Here is a 21167-nt window from a genome sequence, read left to right as displayed (position 1 = left end):
TCGGGCGGTCAGACCAGTTCGTGGATCAGGGCAGGCCGGCGGTCAGCAGCGGTGCCAGTGCTGCGACACCCGGGTTGGTGATGCCGGGAGCTGCAGCCGCGGGAGCCGCCAGGGCCGGAGCCGCCGCCGCTGCCGGGGCCAACGGGGCCGCCGCGGCGGTGACAGGCAGTGCCGTTTGAGCCGCGACCGGAGCCAGTGAGGCCAGGTCGCCCGGGATGTTCACCTTCTGGGGCAGCGGGATCGGCATCCCGGGCAGCTGCGGGATCGTCAGCTCGGCCGAGGGGATCAAGGATGCGGGGCCGCTGACCGGAGCCGTCGGCACCGTTGCGGCCGGCACGGCGGCCGGTGCGGTGGGCAAGCCCGGCACCAGAGATCCCAGGGGCGCATTGGCCGCTGCCGGTGTGACGGACGTGGGCATCTGGGGCAGGGTCACCGATGCGGTGGCACCCGGGGCGGGTGCCGGGGCGGCGGCGGGGGTGCCGGTCAATGCGGAGGTCACGCCTTGCAGCAGTTGCGGCGCGACGGCCGGCACGCCGGCGAGCTGGTTGACGATCGGCAGGTTCGGCGCGGGGACCGCCGGGGCCGGGGGCACCGGCTCGGCGTTCGCTGCGGCGCTGAGGGCCAACGCGACCGGGACTGCGCCGGCGGCCGCGATCATGCTGGTGGAAATTGCTCTCCAGGTGAAGATCATGGTTCTCCCAATCGGTTGCTTGAACGACTGAGCACGAAACTATCCAGTTACTGGTGTTACTCAAGTGACACGTGTGGCGGTTATTCAACCGTTACTGCAGCGGCTGAATTCGTTATCGCGCAGTGCCTCGGGCGTTATGCGCCGGGCGCGCACCGTAACCCCGGCGTGACAAACCGTCGGCGTGACGCGGCGGGCGGACGACGGCGGTGGACGGGTCGCTAAAGTCGTGTCCGTTAACACCGAACCGGCCACCCACGTCTCAGCAACCGCGCGGCTCTACCGCCTGGCGCCTGTGTTGCTGGTCCTCAGCATTGCGGCGCGCCTGGCCTGGACGTACCTCGTCCCGAACGGTGCCAATTTCGTCGACCTGCATGTCTACGTCGGTGGCGCAGCCACGCTCGACGGTCACGCAGGGGCGCTCTATGACTACGTCTACGCGGACCAGACGCCGGATTTCCCATTGCCTTTCACCTATCCGCCGTTCGCCGCGGTGGTGTTCTACCCATTGCACCTGCTGCCCTTCGGGCTGGTCGCGTTCTGCTGGCAGATCGGCATCATCGCCGCGCTGTACGGCGTGGTGCGGATCAGTCAGCTGTTGCTCGGCGGGCCGGCGCCCCGGCGTGCCGCGATGCTGTGGACCGCCGTCGGCATCTGGACCGAACCGCTGCGCAGCACGTTCGACTACGGCCAGGTCAATGTCGTCCTGGTGCTCGCGGTGCTCTACGCCGTCTACAGCAATCGTTGGTGGCTTTCCGGGCTGTTGGTGGGCCTGGCCGCCGGGGTGAAACTCACGCCCGCGGTGTCGGGCTTGTACTTCGTCGGCGCGCGCCGGTGGGCTACCGCGGTGTTCTCGGCTGTGGTGTTTTTCGGAACGGTCGCGGTCTCAGTGCTGGTGGTCGGAGATGAGGCGCGCCGGTACTTCACCGAATTGCTCGGTGACGCAGACCGGATCGGGCCGATCGGGACGTCGTTCAACCAATCGTGGCGCGGCGGGATCTCGCGCATCCTCGGCCATGACGCCGGATACGGCCCGGCCGTGCTGCTCGGTATCGCGGTCACCGCGGTCCTCGCCGTGCTGGCGTGGCGGGCCGTCGGCGGCAGCGCCGACAGGCTGGGTGCCATCGTGATCGTGAGCCTGTTCGGGTTGCTGCTTTCACCGATTTCGTGGACGCACCACTGGGTCTGGCTGATCCCGCTGATGATCTGGTTGCTGCACGGGCCATTGGCCGACCGGCTGGGCGCACGGATCCTGGGGTGGGGTTGGCTGGCGCTGACGCTGGTCGGGGTGCCGTGGCTGCTCAGTTTTGCCCAGCCGACGATCTGGGTGATCAGCCGGCCCTGGTACCTGGCCTGGGCCGGGCTGGTCTACATCGTCGCGACGCTCGCCACGCTGGCCTGGATCGCGACTAGCCGGGCTGGTCGGCCAGAATCCGGTTGATCTCCTTGGCCAGCTGGATGTCCCTCTCGGTGATCCCGCCGGCGGAATGCGTCACCAGTGCGAATGTGACTGTGCGCCAGCGGATGTCGATGTCAGGATGATGGTCTTTTTCCTCGGCGAGGTCAGCCACGCGGCGTACCGCGTCGATGCCGTCGAGGAACGTCGGGAATTTGGTGGATCTGCGCAGGGCGCCCGCCGCGCGCTCCCAGCCCGGCAGATCGGGCAGTGCGGCGTCGACCTGATCGTTCGATAACACGGCCATATGCCCGACGGTATACCGTCGGGCGCGATGGATGAGCAGATCGTGGTGGCCGGTGCCCTGTTCTCCGGGGCCCGGCTGTTGGTCGCCCAACGGCGGCGGCCCCCGGAGCTGGCTGGTCTGTGGGAGCTGCCCGGCGGCAAGGTGGCTCCCGACGAGAGTGACGCCGACGCCCTGACCCGTGAACTGCGGGAGGAGCTGGGCGTCGAGGTGACCGTCGGTGCCCGGCTGGGTGTGGATGTCGCGCTGAAGGCGGGCATGACGCTGCGCGCCTACCGGGTGATGCTCACGTCGGGCAGTCCGCACCCGCACGACCACCGGGCACTGCGCTGGGTGACGGCCGGAGAGCTCGACCAGCTCCCATGGGTGCCCGCCGACCGGGCCTGGCTCACCGATTTGGCCGCAGCACTTTCTCCGCCGAGCGGACGCGAAAGTACCTGAAACAGCCCGATTTCGGGTACTTTCACTGGGGGCCCCTCCCGCTTGCGGGGGACTGCTCGCGCAATAAAGTGACCGCAGCGCAACGGGATTAATTTCGACATACCGATGTTGCGGATTACATTTCCGTGAAACTGCCCGCAACGTTTCCGGGAAAATGGCGCGACCGCGCCGAACATGGTGTTTTGCTGATGTGGTGACCACGGCAAGTACGCCGTACCTGGGCCAAGGGCAGAGCATGAATCTCTTGCTGGCCACATGGGTCTCGGCCATCAATTTCTGGGCCTGGAACATGATCGGCCCGCTGTCCACCACCTACGCCGTCGACATGAGGCTGAGCAGCACCCAGGCATCCATGCTTGTCGCCACTCCCATACTGGTCGGGTCGCTCGGCCGGGTCGCAGTCGGCGCGCTGACCGACAGGTACGGCGGCCGCACCATGTTCCTCGCGGTCACGCTGGCCTCGATCGTGCCGGTGCTGGCCGTCGGGGCGGCCGGCGAGGCCAGGTCTTACCCGATGTTGTTGGTGTGCGGGTTCTTCCTGGGCATCGCGGGCACCATCTTCGCGGTCGGAATCCCGTTCGCCAACAACTGGTATGCGCCCTCTCGTCGCGGCTATGCCACCGGTGTGTTCGGTATGGGCATGGTCGGCACGGCGTTGTCGGCATTCTTCACGCCGAGATTCGTGCGGTGGTTCGGGTTGTTCCCCACCCACCTCATCATCGCGGTCGCGCTGGCGCTGACCGCGGTGCTGTGTTTGGCGGTGATGCGTAATTCACCCGTGTTCGAGCCGAATACCGATCCGGTGATGCCCAAGCTCAAGTCGGCGCTGAAGCTTCCCGTGACATGGGAGATGTCGTTCCTGTACGCGGTGGTCTTCGGTGGATTCGTGGCGTTCAGCAACTACCTGCCCACTTACATCAAGAACGTGTACGAGTTCTCCTCGGTCGAAGCAGGTAGTCGCACAGCGGGATTCGCGCTGGCCGCGGTGCTGGCCCGGCCGGTCGGCGGTGCACTGTCGGATCGGATCCCGCCCAAGTTCGTGGTGCTCACTTCCTTCGCCGGGACGGCGGCACTCGCCTTCATCGCGATGTTCCAGCCGCCGCCCGATGTGTGGTCGGCTGCGACGTTCATCGGTCTGGCGATCTTCCTGGGCATCGGCACCGGCGGCGTGTTCGCCTGGGTGGCGCGCCGGTCACCGGCCAAGGAGGTGGGCTCCGTCACCGGGATCGTGGCTGCCGCAGGCGGTTTGGGCGGCTACTTCCCACCGCTGGTGATGGGTGCGACGTATGACGCTGTAGATCACGACTACTCAGTCGGGCTTCTGCTGCTGGTGGCGACGGCATTGGTGGCCTTCGGTTACACGGCCCTGCGCCTTCACGCGCACGAACCACAGCCCAAGGAGGCGCGGCAATGACCAAGCCCCACATCGGCGGATCGATCGAGGAGCTGCTCGAGCGTAGTGGCAGGTTCTTCACCGCCGGTGAGTTCTCCGGTGATCTGCGTACCGTCACGCGCAAAGGGGGCCGTCAGGGCGATGTGTTCTACCGCGACCGGTGGAGCCACGACAAGGTGGTGCGTTCGACCCACGGGGTCAACTGCACGGGATCGTGTTCCTGGAAGATCTACGTCAAGGACGGGATCATCACCTGGGAAACCCAGGAGACCGACTACCCGTCCGTGGGTCCGGACCGCCCCGAGTACGAGCCACGCGGGTGCCCGCGCGGTGCAGCATTCTCCTGGTACACCTACTCGCCGACGCGGGTGCGGTATCCGTATGCGCGCGGCGTACTGGTCGAGATGTACCGGGAAGCCAAGGCGCGCCTGAAGGATCCGGTGCTGGCCTGGGCCGACATCCAGGGCGACCCCGATCGCCGCACGCGGTATCAGCGGGCCCGCGGCAAGGGCGGCCTGGTCCGGGTCAGCTGGGCCGAGGCCACCGAGATGATCGCCGCCGCACATGTGCACACGATCAAGGCCTACGGGCCGGACCGGGTGGCCGGATTCTCGCCGATCCCGGCGATGTCGATGGTGTCGTTCGCGGCGGGGTCGCGGTTCGTCGAACTCGTCGGCGGGGTGATGACGTCGTTCTACGACTGGTATGCCGACCTGCCGGTGGCCTCCCCACAGGTGTTCGGTGACCAGACCGACGTGCCGGAGTCCGGCGACTGGTGGGACGCGTCCTATCTGATGATGTGGGGCTCGAACGTCCCGGTGACGCGCACGCCGGACGCGCACTGGATGGCCGAGGTGCGTTATCGCGGTACGAAAGTGGTGACCGTCAGCCCGGATTACGCCGACAACACCAAGTTCGCCGACGAGTGGATGCCGTGCGCGGCGGGCACCGACGGTGCGCTGGCGATGGCGATGGGCCACGTCATCCTCGACGAATGCTTCGTGCAGAACCGGGTTCCGTTCTTCGTCGACTATGTCCGCCAGTTCACCGATCTGCCGTTCCTGGTCAAACTCGAGGAGCGCGACGGTGTGCTCGTCCCAGGGAAAAACCTGACCGCGGCCGATCTCGGCGGACCAGTGGCCGAACAGGAGAATGCGGCGTTCAAACCGGTGCTGCTCGACGGTGCCAGTGACAGTGTCGCGGTACCGCAGGGATCGCTCGGATTCCGTTACGGCAGTGACGGTGTGGGCAAGTGGAACCTCGATCTGGAGGAACTGTCTCCCGCGCTGACCGTGTTGGGTGACACCTTCGAGACGGCCGAGATCACGCTGCCGCATTTCGACACCGTGGACGGCAGCGGCGCGACCATGCGGCGCGGCGTTCCGGTGCGGCGCGTCGGAGAGCACCGGGTGTGCACGGTGTTCGACCTGATGCTGGCCCAGTACGGCGTGCACCGGCCCGGCCTGCCCGGGGACTGGCCCACCGGTTACGACGATGCCACCCGGCCCTACACCCCGGCCTGGCAGGAGCAGATCACCGGTGTGTCGGCCGCTCAGGCGATCCGGGTGGCGCGCGAATTCGCCCGCAACGCCGAGGAATCCGGTGGCCGGTCGATGATCATCATGGGCGCGGGCATCTGCCAGTGGTTCCACGGCGACGCCACCTACCGGGCGGTGCTGGCGCTTCTGCTGCTCACCGGTGCGATGGGCCGCAACGGCGGCGGCTGGGCGCACTACGTGGGCCAGGAGAAGTGCCGGCCTGTCACCGGGTGGGCCGCGATGGCGATGGGCACCGACTGGTCGCGCCCGCCGCGCCAGATGGCCGGGACGTCGTACTGGTACGCCCACACCGACCAATGGCGCTACGACGGCTACCGCGCGGATGCCCTGTCCAGTCCGGTGGGCCGTGGCCGGTTCCGCGACAAGCACACGATGGATGTGCTGAGTTCCGCGGTGGCCATGGGATGGACGCCGTTCTACCCGCAGTTCGACCGCTCCAGTCTGGACGTGGTCGATGAGGCCAAGGCGGCCGGCCGGGAGGTGCCGGACTATGTGGCCGAGCAATTGGCAAGTGGCGAGCTAAAACTCGCGGTCACCGATCCCGACAACCCGGCCAACTGGCCACGCGTGCTCAATGTCTGGCGGGCCAACCTGCTGGGCTCGTCCAGCAAGGGCAATGAGTACTTCCTGCGCCACCTGCTGGGCACGACGTCGAACGTGCAGGCCGAACCCACCGGGGAGGAGTTGCGGCCAAGGGACGTGGCCTGGACCGAGGACATCCCCGAGGGCAAGCTGGACATGCTGATGTCGATCGACTTCCGGATGACCTCGACGACGCTGCTCTCGGATGTGGTGTTGCCCGCGGCCACCTGGTACGAGAAGGCGGACCTGTCCAGCACCGACATGCATCCGTATGTGCACGCGTTCAGCCCGGCCGTGGACCCGCCCTGGGAAACCCGGTCGGATTTCGAGGCTTTCGGGGCGATCGCCCGGGTTTTCAGCGCGCTGGCCGCCCGCCACCTGGGCACCCGCACGGATGTCGTGATGGGCACGCTGCAGCACGACACCCCCGGTGCGATGGCCTATCCCGGTGGTACCGAACATGATTGGCGGACCACCGGTGAGACACCCGTGCCGGGCAAGACAATGGGCCCGCTGGTGGTCGTGGAGCGGGACTACACGGCGATCGCCGAGAAGTGGTCGGCACTCGGCCCGCTGGTCGAGAGCTTGGGCCTGACCACCAAAGGCGTCACGACGCACCCCGACCAGGAAGTCCACGAACTCGCCGCGAAGTTCGGTGTCATGGATTCCGGTGCGGCGCAGGGGTGTCCCGCGATCACGACCGCGGAGCGGATGGTCGATGTCATCCTCGCGTTGTCGGGCACCTCGAACGGCCGGCTGGCAGTCGAGGGGTTCAAGGAGCTGGAGAAGCGCACCGGCCGCAAACTGGTGCACCTGGCCGAAGGCAGCGAGGAACGCCGGATCACCTACGCCGATACCCAGGCCAGACCGGTGCCGGTGATCACCAGCCCGGAGTGGTCGGGCAGTGAGACCGGTGGCCGCCGCTACGCGCCGTTCACGGTGAACATCGAGGAGCTCAAGCCGTTCCACACGCTCACCGGGCGGATGCACTTCTACGTCGACCACGACTGGCTGGAGGAACTCGGCGAGCAGCTGCCGATCTACCGGCCGCCGCTGGACATGGCGCGGCTGTTCGGCGAATCCAAGCTGGGGCGCGACGGTATCGGCCTCACCGTGCGGTACCTGACCCCGCATTCCAAGTGGTCGATCCACTCGGAGTACCAGGACAACCTGTTCATGCTCTCGCTGTCACGCGGTGGCCCCACCATGTGGATGAGTCCGTCGGACGCCGCGAAGATCGAAGTCAAGGACAACGACTGGATCGAGGCGGTGAACCGCAACGGCGTACTGGTGTGCCGCGCCGTGGTCAGCCACCGCATGCCCGACGGCGTGGTGTACGTCTACCACGCACAGGAACGGACCATCGACGTTCCGCTGACCGAAACCACCGGAACCCGTGGCGGTATCCACAATTCACTTACCCGGCTGCTGGTCAAGCCCAGCCACCTTGCCGGCGGGTATGCCCAGCACTCGTTCGCCTGGAACTATCTCGGCCCCACCGGAAATCAGCGCGATGAAGTGACGGTGGTCCGCCGCCGCTCACAGGAGGTGAAGTACCAGTGAAGGTCATGGCCCAGATGGCGATGGTGATGAACCTCGACAAGTGCATCGGATGTCAGACCTGTTCGGTGACCTGCAAACAGGCCTGGACCAACCGGGCCGGGACCGAGTACGTCTGGTTCAACAACGTCGAAACCCGTCCGGGACAGGGCTATCCGCGTACCTACCAGGATCAGGAGAAGTGGCGTGGCGGGTGGAAGCTGGATCGCCGCGGCCGGCTGAGGCTGCGCGACGGCGGCCGGTTGGCCAAGCTGGCCAGGATCTTCGCGAACCCGAAGCTGCCGTCCATCGACGACTACTACGAGCCGTGGACCTACGACTACGAGAACCTGACTTCGGCGCCGCTGGGTGAACACTTTCCCACCGCGCCGCCCCGCAGCCTGATCACCGGTAAGCCCATGAAGGTTTCGTGGTCGGCGAACTGGGACGACGACCTTGCGGGTTCACCGGAGATCGTGCCCGGCGACCCGGTCCTCAAGCAGGTCAGCGAGCAGATCAAGCTCGAACTCGAGCAGACCTTCATGTTCTATCTGCCCCGGATCTGCGAGCACTGCCTCAACCCGGCGTGTGTGGCATCCTGCCCGTCGGGCGCGATGTACAAGCGTTCCGAGGACGGCATCGTGCTGGTCGATCAGGACCGGTGCCGCGGGTGGCGCATGTGCGTGTCCGGATGCCCTTACAAGAAGGTGTATTTCAACCACAAGACCGGCAAGGCCGAGAAGTGCACGCTGTGCTACCCGCGGATCGAGGTCGGGCTGCCCACGGTGTGTTCGGAAACCTGCGTGGGCCGGCTGCGCTACCTCGGCCTGGTGTTCTATGACGTCGACCGGGTGCTGGAGGCGGCGTCGGTACCTGAGGACAAGGATCTCTACGAGGCGCAGCGGCAGATCCTGCTCGACCCGGCCGACCCCGAGGTGATCGCCGGGGCCCGGGCCGAGGGCATCTCCGACGAGTGGATCGAGGCCGCCCAACGCTCACCGGTGTACAAGCTCATCCACACCTATGGCGTTGCGCTGCCGCTGCATCCGGAGTTCCGGACGGTGCCGATGGTGTGGTACATCCCGCCGCTGTCGCCGGTGGTCGACGCGGTCAGCCGTGACGGCCACGACGGCGAGAACGTCGGCAATCTCTTCGGCGCGCTCGAGGCGCTGCGTATCCCGATCGAGTACCTGGCCGGGTTGTTCACCGCGGGGGACACCGCCGTCGTCGAAGGGGTGCTCCGCCGGCTCGCGGCGATGCGGTCCTACATGCGCGACATCAACCTCGGTCGTCAGACCCAGCCGCACATCCCGGCCGCGGTCGGCATGACCGAGGAACACATGTACGAGATGTACCGGCTGCTGGCGTTGGCGAAATATGAGGAGCGCTACGTCATTCCGACCGCATACAGCTCGGAGGGGATCCCCGGCGCGGAGGAGCCCGGCTGCTCATTGTCGTTCGAAGGTGGGCCCGGAATGTACGAGTCGGGCCCGTTCGGTGAGGCCAGCGGTGGGCCGGTGCCGGTGGCGGTGGAGACCTTCCATGCGCTTCAACACCGGCAGACCAGCGGCGGCATGGCTGCCAACGCCGAACGTCCGTCGCGGGTCAACCTGCTCAACTGGGACGGCAGGGGAGTGCCGTCGGGCATGTTCCCGGGAGATCAGTGATGAAACGTCGCAAGCGAACCCGCGAAAACGCGATGCAGGACCGCCTGGTGTGGCAGGCGGCGTCGCTGATGCTTGCCTACCCGGACGACGGTCATGCCGATCGTCTGCAGACCGCGGCGCGTCTGCTGGACCACGTCACCGGTGAGGCACGGGCGCTGCTCGGCGAAACCGTTGTACGGCTGAGCCTTCGACCCACCATGGAACTGGCGCAGGAGTATGTCGAGACCTTCGACCTGCACAAGCGGTGCACCATGCTCCTGACCTACTGGACGTCGGGGGACACCCGAAACCGCGGTGCGGACATGGTCGAATTCACCCAGGCCTACCGCGCCGCAGGTGCTGAGATCCCGAAAGGTGAAGCACCCGACCATCTTCCGGTGGTGCTGGAATTCGCCGCCACGGTCGACCCGGATGCGGGGCGCCGGTTGCTCGCCAAGTACCGGGTGCCGATCGGTGTGGTGGCCCGAGCGTTGGCCGAGCGGAGGTCGCCCTACGCGCCCGTCGTCGCAGCGGTGGACGCAACCCTGCCGCCCCTGGCCTCCGTGGACGACGTGTCGCGGTTGATCATGGCCGGGCCGCCGGCTGAATCCGTGGGACTGCAGCCATTTCAGCTGACCGTTCCGCCCCGCCGGGTACAGGAGGTGCTCTGATGTCGGGCTGGGAGATCTTCTGGGATGTGGTGCCGTATGTGACGCTGGCGGTGGTGGCAGTCGGCACCTGGTGGCGGTACCGCTACGACAAGTTCGGCTGGACCACGCGCTCGTCGCAACTCTACGAGTCGCGGCTGCTGCGCATCGCCAGCCCGATGTTCCACTTCGGCATGCTCGTCGTGTTCATCGGCCATGTCATCGGCCTGTTCATCCCCGAATCCTGGATGGACCTGGTGATGAGCGATCACGTGTACCACTTGCAGGCGGTCATCCTCGGCGGGATCGCCGGTGTCGCGGCCCTGGTCGGGATCGCCCTGCTGATCTACCGCCGCCGTGTCACCGGCCCGGTCTTCATGGCCACCACCGTCAACGACAAGACGATGTATGTGGTTCTGGTGGCCGCGATGGTGGCCGGCTTCGCCTGCACTGCGATCGGAGCGACGCCGGGGGGCGCCGAGCACGACTATCGCGAGACCGTGTCTCCGTGGTTCCGCTCGATCTGGATCCTGCAGCCCCGCGGCGACCTGATGGTCCAGGCGCCGGTGTACTTCCACATCCACGTCATGATCGCGCTGGCGCTGTTCTGCCTGTGGCCGTTCACCCGGCTGGTGCACGTGTTCAGCGCCCCGATCGGCTACCTGTTCCGGCCCTATGTGGTGTACCGCAGCCGGGATGTCGCCGAGAAGTCAGAGTTGGTCGGGTCACGACCGCAGCGTCGGGGCTGGTGAGCGCCGGCAAGCGCCTGAACAAGGGACCTTTGACCCTGCCCGGGGATGGACCGCAGGCGGAGGATTGCAGGTATGGAGCAGTTGACCGCATTGGACGCGGGGTTCCTCGAAGCCGAGGACTCCGACCGCCACGCGAGCTTGGCGATCGGGGCGATCGCCGTGCTCGACGGGCCGATGCCCAACCCTGAGACTGTCGTGGCCGGCCTGGCCGAACGCGCGATGACGGTGCCGCGCCTGCATCAGCTGCTGCACACCCAGCCACTCGATCTCGGCGCGCCGCAATGGGTGGAAGACACCAACTTCGACGCTTCCCACCACATTCACCATGCCGCGCTGCCACTGCCCGGAGACGATGCGGTGTTGTACCGGTGGGCCGCCGACATCATGGAACGCCGCCTGGACCGGGACCGTCCGTTGTGGGAGTGCTGGATCGTCGACGGGCTCGAAGGCAACCGGTGGGCCATCCTGCTGAAGGTCCACCACTGCATCGTCGACGGGATCGCCGCGACACGGCTGTTGAGTCGGCTCTGTGACGGCGGCGACGTGGTCGGCAAGGGTGTTGTTCGTCAAACTGTCAGGGGGACAGCTGCTTTCAGCCCGGCCGACTGGTTCGGTGAAGCATGGCGCATCTCTACCGGGCTACCCGTCGCCGCAATGCAGGCCGTCCGCGGAGCCCTCGACATCGTCACCGGGCTGCTGCGTCCGGCGGCTGCCAGCTCGTTGACCGGGCCCGTGACGAGCATGAGGCGTTACGCGGCAGGTGAGGTGTCACTGGACGACGTCGACACGGTGTCCCGGGAGTTCGGTGTGACGGTCAATGATGTTGCCCTGGCAGCGATCACCGACAGCTTCCGTAACACGCTGATCCGCCGGGGCGAGAAGCCGAGACGGGACGCGCTGCGCACGTTGGTGCCGGTGTCGGTGCGCTCCGACGATGCGCATGACCGTACGGACAATCGCGTTTCCGTGATGCTGCCGTACCTTCCGGTCGACAAGGCCGATCCCGTGCAGCAGCTACGCGCCGTGCATTCCAGGCTCTCGAGAGCGAAGGCCAGCGGCCAGCGCGAAGCGGGCAACATCCTGGTGTCGGCTGCCAACGCGATTCCGTTCCCGCTCACCGCGTGGACCGTGCGGGCACTGACCCGGTTGCCGCAACGCGGCGTCGTCACCGTCGCCACGAATGTGCCCGGGCCGCGGAAGCGGTTGCGCGTCATGGGCTGCGAAGTCGTCAGGTTGCTGCCGATTCCGCCGATTGCGATGCAGCTGCGGACCGGTATCGCCATCATGAGTTATACCGACCGCCTGGTCTTCGGCGTCATCGGCGACTACGACTCGACGCCCGACGTCGACGAACTGGCGAAAGGCATCGAGCGTGCCGTTGCCCGTCTGGTCGACATCAGCGTCGGCCACTGGCGCTCCACCCCGGTGGGAACTCTGCAACTTGTACAGGGAGGTTGATCGATGAAGGGACAAGAACTCGGCGTTCTCACCCGCAGGCAGTGCCTGGATCTGCTGGAGCGGGTGCGCGTCGGACGACTGGTGTTCACCGAGGACGCGTTGCCCGCCGTGCAGCCGGTCAACTTCCGGGTTTGGCACGACGACGTGGTGATCCGGGTGGCCGGCGGGCCCAAGCTGACCGCGGCCATCGAGCACCAGGTGGTGGCGTTCCAGGCCGATGAGCTTGACGCCGACCTACGGACGGGCTGGAGCGTGACGATCGTCGGGCATGCCGAGCCGATCACCGACGTGGACGAGCAGGTGGAGGTCGCCGGGACGTTCGTGCAGCCGTGGGCCGAGGGCCGCCGCGATCACTTCGTGCGGATACGCGCCGAAAAGGTCACCGGGCGCGAGCTCCGGGACCACGCGATGCCGCACTACGGGGTGGGCTAGTACCGCAACCTGTCGTTGACGACCCGCACGGCGTGGCCCGGGTGCTGCGTCGCGTACAGCGGGTGCAGCAGCATCGGGTGACGGCAGTGCGCGCAGGAGGCCTGCGGCTGGTTCGCCGACGCGAAGGTCAGGTGGTGGCATTCGCTGCACCGGACCATGTAGCAGGCGCCGATCCAGTTGGCCATGCCCACGTAGATCGCCACCGTGGTTCCCGCGGCGAGCACCATGATCAAAGCGACCGTGAGCGCTTCGTAAACCGTCATCCCGGCACCTCCAAGCACGCCTATCGCAACGTGACGGATACCTAAAACGGTACTCGCGAACGCTAGGTTTTCCTGGCCCGTTTGAAGACCTTGTCCAGTTCTTTACCGCGCAACCCGTTGTGTTCGGCCTTGCGGACCTTGTGCAGAACCAGGGGACAGCGTTTGCAGCGAGGCTTGCTCTTACAGCACTTTTTCTTGGGCTTCAGGCCGGCGATTTTTGCGGACTTCAACGTGACGGGGCTCTCTCGTTTTCGTGATCGACCGGCCAGCCTGCGAGAATGTCGGGGTGGATTCACGCCCGAGCTTTCGCAATGTCGCCATCGTCGCCCACGTCGACCACGGCAAGACGACCCTAGTCGACGCGATGCTGCGACAGTCCGGTGCCTTGACGCACCGCGGCGACGACGCGGTCGAGCGCCTGATGGACTCCGGTGACCTTGAGAAGGAAAAGGGCATCACCATCCTGGCCAAGAACACCGCGGTGCACCGGCACCACGCCGACGGCACCATGACGGTGATCAATGTCATCGACACCCCTGGTCACGCCGATTTCGGCGGTGAGGTGGAGCGCGGCCTGTCCATGGTGGACGGCGTTGTTCTGCTGGTGGACGCCTCGGAAGGCCCGTTGCCGCAGACCCGGTTCGTGCTGCGCAAGGCCCTGTCCGCACACCTTCCGGTGATCCTGGTGGTCAACAAGACCGACCGGCCCGATGCGCGCATCGCCGAGGTGGTCGAGGAAAGCCACGACCTGCTGCTCGACGTGGCCTCCGATCTTGACGACGAGGCCCAGGCCGCCGCCGAGAAGGCGCTGGACCTGCCCACGCTGTACGCGTCGGGCCGTGCCGGCATCGCCTCGACGACGCAGCCCGCCAACGGCGAGAACCCCGACGGGGAGAACCTGGACCCGCTGTTCGACGTGCTGATGGAGCACATCCCGGCACCGTCCGGCGACCCCGAAGCGCCGCTGCAGGCGCTCGTCACCAACCTTGACGCCTCGGCCTTCCTGGGCCGCCTCGCGCTGATCCGCATCTACAACGGCCGGATCAAGAAGGGCCAGCAGGTGGCCTGGATGCGTGAGGTCGACGGCTCGCCGGTGATCACCAGCGCCAAGATCACCGAGTTGCTGGCCACCGAGGGCGTGGACCGCACTCCGACTGAAGAGGCTGTCGCCGGCGACATCGTCGCCGTCGCGGGCATAACCGAGATCATGATCGGCGACACCCTGGCCGACCCCGACAACTCGCACGCCCTGCCGCGCATCACCGTCGATGAGCCCGCCATCTCGGTCACGATCGGCACCAACACCTCGCCGCTGGCCGGCCGGGTGTCGGGGCACAAGCTGACCGCCCGGATGGTCAAGAACCGTCTTGATTCCGAACTCGTCGGCAACGTGTCGGTGCGAGTCGTCGACATCGGCCGCCCCGACGCCTGGGAGGTGCAGGGCCGTGGTGAGCTGGCCCTGGCCATCCTCGTCGAGCAGATGCGCCGCGAAGGCTTCGAGCTGACCGTCGGCAAGCCCCAGGTGGTCACGAAGAACATCGACGGCAAGCTGCACGAACCGTTCGAGGAGCTGACCATCGATTGCCCGGAGGAGTTCGTCGGCTCGATCACCCAGCTGATGGCCAACCGCAAGGGCCGCATGGAGCAGATGGCCAACCACGCCGCCGGCTGGGTGCGGATGGACTTCGTGGTGCCCAGCCGCGGGCTGATCGGTTTCCGCACCGACTTCCTGACCGAGACCCGCGGCACCGGCATCGCCAACGCGGTGTTCGAGGGCTACCGGCCTTGGGCCGGGGAAATCCGGGCGCGGCATACCGGATCTCTGGTGAGCGACCGGTCCGGCTCGGTCACCCCGTTCGCGATGATCCAGCTGGCCGACCGCGGGCAGTTCTTCGTCGAGCCGGGCGAGGACACCTACGAGGGCCAGGTGGTCGGGATCAACCCCCGCGCTGAGGACCTCGACATCAACATCACCCGTGAGAAGAAGCTGACGAACATGCGGTCGTCGACCGCTGATGTCATGGAGACGCTGGCGCGGCCACTGGACCTGACCCTGGAGCAGGCCATGGAGTTCTGCGCGGAGGATGAATGCGTCGAGGTGACGCCCGAGATCGTGCGGGTGCGCAAGGTGGAGCTGACGGCGTCGCTGCGGGCGCGTGCGAAGGCTCGGGCCAAAGCGCGCGGATAGTTTATCGCTCTCCTGGGCGCCGAGTCTGCGTGCACGGCGCCGACTCTGCGCTCAGATCTTGAAATCCGCCGAGATCGCGATCTGATCGCAGTCTCGATGCCCTTGCCGCAGAGTCGATGACGGCAATAGCTTGGCGGCGCTATCCGATGCCGGCCGTCACACAGGGCCGTAGTGCATTGACCAACGGTGCCTCCGTGATGAGATGTGACGTCGGTCACTCCGGCCGACGGGCAGACGTTGTCTGAGAATCGCCTGAAATGGATGCAAAATGCTGCACGCTCGTCAATTTCTGAGAATTTGCCCAACGGTGACTCTGATATGACCTGTTACTTACCCCAAAGTGGGCCATCATTGCGGTGTTTTCGGCGTGAAAGACTTGTATCCATCTGTTCGTTTTGGGTAGCTGAAGAGCCGCCGGCGCCGCAGTGCAGATGCGCAGCGGTGGCGGGCTGGGAGGGTCGATACCCTGAGTAGCGTGCCGACACCCCTCCGCTGCGCCCAGTTGACGATCGGGGCGCTCATATCGGTGCCGGCGCTCCTGTTCAGTGGCTGCACTGTGAGCCCGCCGCCGGCCCCGCAGAGCACCGAGACGACCGAGACGACGCCGCCGCCCCCGATGAAGGCGACGCAGATCATCATGGCCATCGATTCGATCGGCCCGGGGTTCAACCCGCATCTGCTGTCGGACCAGTCCCCGGTGAACGCGGCAGTCTCGGCGATGGTGCTGCCGAGTTCGTTCCGCCCGGTGCCCGATCCCAAGTCGCCGACGGGGTCGCGCTGGGAGCTCGATCCGACCCTCCTCGAATCGGCCGAGGTGACCAGTGAGAACCCCTTCACGGTCACCTACAAGATTCGTCCAGAGGCGCAGTGGACGGACAACGCACCGATTGCCGCCGACGACTACTGGTATTTGTGGCGCCAAATGGTCAGCCAGCCAGGCGTTGTCGACCCGGCCGGTTATGACCTGATCACCGGTGTGCAGTCGGTCGAGGGTGGCAAGCAGGCGGTCGTGACGTTCTCGCAGCCCTATCCGGCATGGCGGGAGCTGTTCAACGACATCCTCCCGGCCCATATCGTCAAGGACATTCCCGGTGGTTTCGGCGCCGGCCTGTCCCGGGCGATGCCGGTTACCGGCGGCCAGTTCCGGGTGGAAAGCATTGACCCGCAACGTGATGAGATCCTGCTGGCCCGCAACGACCGATACTGGAGCGTGCCGGCCAAGCCTGATCTGGTGCTGTTCCGCCGGGGTGGCGCTCCGGCCGCGCTCGCCGACTCCATCCGCAACGGCGACACCCAGGTGGCCCAGGTGCACGGTGGCGCAGCCACTTTCGCACAGCTGAGTGCGATCCCCGATGTCCGCACCGCCAGGATCGTCACGCCGCGGGTGATGCAGTTGACCCTGCGTGGGCAGCAGCCCACTCTCGCGGAAGCGCAGGTGCGCAAGGCGATCCTGGGCCTTATCGATGTCGACCTGCTCGCGTCGGTGGGTGCGGGCGACGACAACACCGTGACTCTGGCGCAGGCCCAGGTGCGCTCTCCGTCGGATCCCGGTTACGTACCGACGGCGCCCCCGGCAATGTCGCGGGAAGCCGCGCTGGATCTGTTGCGCGGTGCGGGCTATCAGATCGAACCGGTCGCTGAGCCGCCCGCCCCGGGCGCTCCGCCGGCACCCGACAACGGCAGGCAGCGCATCACCAAGGACGGCGCCGCGTTGTCTTTGGTGCTCGGTGTGGCATCGAACGATCCGACATCGATCGCGGTGGCCAACACCGCGGCCGATCAATTACGCAATGTCGGCATCGATGCCTCGGTGCTGGCCCTGGATCCTGTTGCGCTCTACGGAGATGCGTTGACGAACAATCGCGTCGACGCCGTCGTCGGCTGGCATCAGGCCGGGGGAGACCTGGCCACCAGCCTTGCCTCGCGCTACGGCTGCCGCGCTCTGGAAGCAACTGCCGTTTCGACAGCGGTTCCCGGCGTCGCTCCGTCGTCGTCGCCGAAGCCGACCACGAGCGCCACACCCGCGCCGACCGCCACGCCGACGTCGACCCAGCCGATCCCGGCTCCTGACCCGGGTGAGCTGGTGCAGGCGCCCAGCAATATCACCGGCATCTGTGACCACACCATCCAGCCGAAAATCGATGGGGCACTGGATGGCTCGCAGAACATCGCCGAGGTGATCCAGGCAGTCGAGCCTCGGCTGTGGAGTATGTCGACCGTCCTTCCGATCCTGCAGGACACGACGATCGTCGCCGCCGGACCGAGCGTGCAGAACGTCAGTCTGACCGGTGCCGTGCCCGTCGGCATCGTCGGCGACGCGGGCAGCTGGACCAAGGGGCGCTAGAAGGCGCGCAGTGGGCCCCTCGTGCGAGGAGGCCCACTCATGTTGGTGAATCAGGCTGCGTTGTGTGCGCCTGAGCCTGATGACGATGAGTCGCCACCGGACCTGGATCTGAGTGGGGAGCTGAGAACGTCCGGAGAAGCCGCAGGCCCCCTCCATCGCGTTGATGAAGGGGGCCTGGCGGTGGCGCTGGGTGCTAGTTGTCGGCGGAGCTCTTGGCGGAGTCCTTGGAGGCTTCCGCCTTCTTCTCCGCGGTCTTCTGCGCTCCGGGCTTGTCCTTCTTCAGGCCGTCGGTCAGCTTCTTGACGGCTGACTTGACCTGGTTGCGGACTGCGTTGGCGGAGTTCGCCTTGGCCTGTCCCTTGGCGGCCTTGGGCGACGCCTTCGGCGAAGCGTCGGTCGACGGCTTGGCGGCCGCCGGGGTGGTGTCCTCGCTGTCGGCCGAAGCCCCGTTGGTGTCAGCCGCAGGGCTGGTCTCCGGCGACGTGGCCGCTTCCGTGGTCGCAGGCTCGGGCGTTGTCGAATTGGATTGCGACGCAGCAGGTGTCGCGCTGATTTCCTTGGCCGGGGCGACGTCGAGCGTCACAGTCTTGGCTGCGGGGGCCAGCGTCGAATTCAACGAGACCGCCTCCGAAGTAGCGCCGAGCCCAGGCAGGCCGCCGAGGAGGTTGTCGCGGTCTGCGCCGGGGGTGGCCAGCGAGTCGGCGATCTGGGAGAGCGTGCTCAGCAACGTCGAGATGGTTCCGCCAGGGATGAAGCCTTGCGCGGCGCTCAGTATGCCGGCCGTGAACGTGGGTGGCATGCCGTCGCCGTTTTCGATCGAGAACCCGTTGAGCAAGGCGCCGGTGAGTGTGGCGGGAGAATTCACCAGCGTGGTGACGAAATCGGCCACATCGCCGCTGTTCGTGGCGTCGGCCAGGTTCTCGAGGACGTATCCGCCGGCCGCGGCGGTCGCCATCAGCGGGGAGAGGACTCCGTTCAACAGCAGGGCCGGCGCGCCTTCGGGGAGCAGCTTCACCATGTTCGCCAGATTTGCGAACGGTTGGGCGATCACTGACCAGGCGCCGGGCAGCCATTGATTCCCCACGAAGGAGAGCAGCGGGAGACCCAGCATGAGGGGGCTCGATATCAGGGCGGCGAAGCCCATTTGGAGATTCCCGGCAGCGATCAGATCGGTGGCAGCCTTGACGGCCGCTTGGAAGCTCATGAAGCTCTCGGGGTCGAGGGCTGTGGTCATACCCTCGATGAGCTGCTGCGTTGACTCGCTCAAGACATTCGCACTGTGCAGCTGGTTGGCGATGATCTGGCGCAGGACGGGGGCGGGGTCCGCTGCCACCTGCCCGCCGAGACCGCCCAGGTTCTGGAAGGCTGCTCCGATGACGTCGGCCCACAGCTCCAGGGGATTGGCGGCGGCGGTGAGGTTCACGGCGGCGGACGAGACGTCAATCGCTGGAAGGTGAACGTCCGGTACCGGCGGCGCCAGTGGGCTGACTGCGATGGCGCCGGCACCTACAAGTGCCACCCCTGCGGCTAGATACGACCGAGAAGCGAGTTGCATTGGAATTCCTTACGGGACTAGGTCAACTGCGAAATAAGGGGTTACGTTGACGAGGTTCGCCCGTCATCGGACTGCCGCCGCCGCGTCGTTCTGCCGCGCGCTGAGCGATTGGGTGGAGCGGGAGGCCCCCTCCACCGATCTGGTGGAGGGGGCCTGCCGGTGGTGCTGGGGGTTAGCCCTTGTCGGAGCCCTTGGCGGAGTCGTTGGAGGATTCCGCCTTCTTCTCCGCACCCTTTTGGGGGCCGGTCTTGTCCTTCTTCAGGCCGTCGGTCAGCTTCTTGACGGCCGACTTGACCTGGCTGCGGACTGCGTTGGCGGAGTTCTCCTTGGCTTGTCCCTTGGCAGCCTTCGGCGACGCCTTCGTCAGCTTGGTGACGGGCTTCGTGTCGGCTCCGGCGTCTGAAGCATCCGAAGCATTCGAAGCATCGGCTGCCGGAGCCGCGGCAGAGTCGGCTTCGGTACCAGAAGCGTTGTCGGCGTTGGAAACTGGAGCCGATGCCGGCTTCTCGGCCTGCAGCGTCGAGACCTCGACCGTCGCGGGGGCCGGGGCGGCCAGCGCCTTGGCGGTAATCACGTCGGTCGGAGGGGTGAACGGCTTGGGCTTGATCTGCTTGAGGGCGTCGACGAAGCTGTCTTCGATGTAGTTGCCCATGCTGATCGTCGCGTCGATTTGGAAGACCATGCTCGTGGCGAGGTCGGAGATGCCGTGCTGTACGGCATTCACCACATTGATCGGATCGCCGGAAACTGCTGCGTTGATTACGTTCTGGGCTCCGACGAGGACCTGCTTCACCAAGGGCAGCGGTTGTCCGGGAATGTCGAATCCGATACCGACTGTGGCAGAAGCCAGCCCGATGATCACGCCGAGTGAGGCATTGGCGGCAGCATCGATGAGCGGTTGTGGAACGTTGAATACGTGCCCGATGGCGTTGATCTCGGGGCTCATCGCGTTGAGGAAGATATCGACGACAGGCTGCATCCCCGGCAGCACCAACGCATCGATGGCGCCGCTGGGATTGCCGGCGGCGAACTGTGCCCCGGCGGCCTGCAGTGCCGCGGGCAGTCCGGCGGCCAGATCGCCGAGCGCCTTGCCGAGCGCGGTCACCGCGGCTGCGCTGGTTTCCCCGAGCGCGGCCAGGTTGGGGCCGAACTCCTGGGCGTTGACGACTATGTCCGCGAGTGTCTGCGCGATGAGCCAAACCGGGGGCGTGGTCATGAACGCCTGGTAACCGGCGACCGCGTTGTCGACGAGTTGCCGGGGGATCGGCGCCGGATTGGTGGTCTGGCGTTCGATGATGTTGTTGATCAACGTCTGCGTCGCGGTCGCCACGGGCTCGAAGACGGTCACCGGGTTGTCGATGGCAGCCGTCAGCGCGTACGGCATATGAACCTGCGGGACGGGCGGAGCCGTGGGGCTGACTGCGATGGCGCTGGCGCCAACGAGTGCCACCCCCGCGGCCAGGTACGACCGAGCAGCGAGTTGCATTGAGTCTCCTTACGGGAGCGTAACTAAGGTCGGCGCAGAAGTTACCCCATAGTAAGTTCGGTTGTCTGCAAACCCTCTTAACTAATTTTCAGCTCGTCGGAACCCGGCTGGCGCTCGGCAAATGAACTCAGGGCATCTGTGATACGGCTGGTAGTGCCCATTTCCCAAGGTCGAACAGTATGGTTGCGATACCGGCAGTAGCGATATTTGGGCGAGAGATCGACCGGCCGTAGCAAAGAAGTGGCAGGTATGGTCAATGGATTGCTAGCGAAGCTCCTGGGCGTAAGCGCGGTTAGGTTACCCAGCGGTAATGCAGACGTGATGTCAGTCGGGGAGTTAGCGCGCACACAGTGGACATCATGGTGTGATCTGTAAAACACAGACCACTGGGATGCGGTGCCGGACACTAATGAGACCGACGGTCCCGGTATTCGCGCCATGCTTGCGATGGCAACTAAGTGGCAGTCTCGGCCAGTTTCAAAATCTACGGATTT

At 66.2% G+C, this 21167-nt stretch carries 16 protein-coding genes; 11 read left to right on the top strand and 5 right to left on the bottom strand.

The window, feature by feature from the left end:
- Window positions 1-25 precede the first annotated feature (25 nt).
- A complete protein-coding gene (locus ACZYZ7_RS26945; protein WP_450069920.1) occupies window positions 26-691 on the bottom strand; it encodes a hypothetical protein in 666 nt (221 codons plus the stop codon).
- A gap of 226 nt (window positions 692-917) precedes the next feature.
- On the opposite strand from ACZYZ7_RS26945, the gene ACZYZ7_RS26940 reads away from it, so the two are divergent.
- A complete protein-coding gene (locus tag ACZYZ7_RS26940; protein ID WP_463742193.1) occupies window positions 918-2129 on the top strand; it encodes a mannosyltransferase in 1212 nt (403 codons plus the stop codon).
- Here ACZYZ7_RS26940 and ACZYZ7_RS26935 read toward each other — a convergent pair.
- Entirely contained in the window at window positions 2098-2391 is a 294-nt protein-coding gene (locus tag ACZYZ7_RS26935) for a 4a-hydroxytetrahydrobiopterin dehydratase (RefSeq protein WP_463742192.1), read from the bottom strand. The two genes, ACZYZ7_RS26940 and ACZYZ7_RS26935, sit on opposite strands and share 32 nt — an antisense overlap.
- A 27-nt stretch (window positions 2392-2418) precedes the next feature.
- Here ACZYZ7_RS26935 and ACZYZ7_RS26930 point away from each other — a divergent pair, with 27 nt between their 5' ends.
- The 8 genes from ACZYZ7_RS26930 to ACZYZ7_RS26895 all read left to right on the top strand — a co-directional run bounded on the left by ACZYZ7_RS26930 (window position 2419) and on the right by ACZYZ7_RS26895 (window position 12837).
- The gene (locus tag ACZYZ7_RS26930) at window positions 2419-2829 is read left to right on the top strand and encodes a (deoxy)nucleoside triphosphate pyrophosphohydrolase (RefSeq protein WP_463742191.1); all 411 of its coding nucleotides are present in this window, start codon (window positions 2419-2421) and stop codon (window positions 2827-2829) included.
- A gap of 235 nt (window positions 2830-3064) precedes the next feature.
- Entirely contained in the window at window positions 3065-4243 is a 1179-nt protein-coding gene (locus ACZYZ7_RS26925) for a nitrate/nitrite transporter (RefSeq protein WP_463742252.1), read from the top strand.
- Entirely contained in the window at window positions 4240-7926 is a 3687-nt protein-coding gene (locus ACZYZ7_RS26920) for a nitrate reductase subunit alpha (RefSeq protein WP_450069916.1), read from the top strand. Before ACZYZ7_RS26925 ends, ACZYZ7_RS26920 begins: the two co-directional genes overlap by 4 nt.
- Window positions 7923-9569: a nitrate reductase subunit beta gene (narH, locus tag ACZYZ7_RS26915; RefSeq protein WP_463742190.1), complete on the top strand. Its 1647-nt coding sequence runs from the start codon at window positions 7923-7925 to the stop codon at window positions 9567-9569. The genes ACZYZ7_RS26920 and narH overlap by 4 nt, the downstream gene beginning before the upstream one ends.
- On the top strand, window positions 9569-10219 hold the full coding sequence (gene narJ / locus ACZYZ7_RS26910; protein ID WP_463742189.1) for a nitrate reductase molybdenum cofactor assembly chaperone: 651 nt from the start codon (window positions 9569-9571) through the stop codon (window positions 10217-10219). Before narH ends, narJ begins: the two co-directional genes overlap by 1 nt.
- Window positions 10219-10947, top strand: a complete 729-nt coding sequence (gene narI, locus ACZYZ7_RS26905; protein ID WP_450069913.1) for a respiratory nitrate reductase subunit gamma — start codon at window positions 10219-10221, stop codon at window positions 10945-10947. Before narJ ends, narI begins: the two co-directional genes overlap by 1 nt.
- Before the next feature lie 72 nt (window positions 10948-11019).
- A complete protein-coding gene (locus ACZYZ7_RS26900) occupies window positions 11020-12405 on the top strand; it encodes a WS/DGAT/MGAT family O-acyltransferase (protein WP_463742188.1) in 1386 nt (461 codons plus the stop codon).
- A gap of 3 nt (window positions 12406-12408) precedes the next feature.
- Window positions 12409-12837 (top strand): pyridoxamine 5'-phosphate oxidase family protein, encoded by a 429-nt coding sequence (locus tag ACZYZ7_RS26895; RefSeq protein ID WP_463742187.1) that lies wholly within the window; start codon window positions 12409-12411, stop codon window positions 12835-12837.
- Here the strand turns inward: ACZYZ7_RS26895 and ACZYZ7_RS26890 are convergent.
- Entirely contained in the window at window positions 12834-13100 is a 267-nt protein-coding gene (locus ACZYZ7_RS26890) for a hypothetical protein (protein ID WP_019343449.1), read from the bottom strand. The two genes, ACZYZ7_RS26895 and ACZYZ7_RS26890, sit on opposite strands and share 4 nt — an antisense overlap.
- A 286-nt stretch (window positions 13101-13386) precedes the next feature.
- On the opposite strand from ACZYZ7_RS26890, the gene typA reads away from it, so the two are divergent.
- On the top strand, window positions 13387-15288 hold the full coding sequence (typA, locus tag ACZYZ7_RS26885) for a translational GTPase TypA (protein WP_135457371.1): 1902 nt from the start codon (window positions 13387-13389) through the stop codon (window positions 15286-15288).
- A gap of 466 nt (window positions 15289-15754) precedes the next feature.
- On the top strand, window positions 15755-17632 hold the full coding sequence (locus ACZYZ7_RS26880; RefSeq protein ID WP_463742251.1) for an ABC transporter family substrate-binding protein: 1878 nt from the start codon (window positions 15755-15757) through the stop codon (window positions 17630-17632).
- A gap of 193 nt (window positions 17633-17825) precedes the next feature.
- On the opposite strand, the gene ACZYZ7_RS26875 is transcribed toward ACZYZ7_RS26880, so the two are convergent.
- Together ACZYZ7_RS26875 and ACZYZ7_RS26870 are read right to left on the bottom strand one after the other, a co-directional pair.
- The gene (locus ACZYZ7_RS26875) at window positions 17826-19187 is read right to left on the bottom strand and encodes a hypothetical protein (RefSeq protein ID WP_450069910.1); all 1362 of its coding nucleotides are present in this window, start codon (window positions 19185-19187) and stop codon (window positions 17826-17828) included.
- 172 nt (window positions 19188-19359) lie between these two features.
- Window positions 19360-20673 (bottom strand): hypothetical protein, encoded by a 1314-nt coding sequence (locus tag ACZYZ7_RS26870; protein ID WP_450069909.1) that lies wholly within the window; start codon window positions 20671-20673, stop codon window positions 19360-19362.
- Window positions 20674-21167: the final 494 nt, after the last annotated feature.

The sequence above is a fragment of the Mycobacterium sp. IDUB_17 genome (assembly GCF_055419465.1).
Note: the sequence above shows the minus strand (reverse complement) of the source record. Positions and strands in the feature narration are given on the sequence as shown.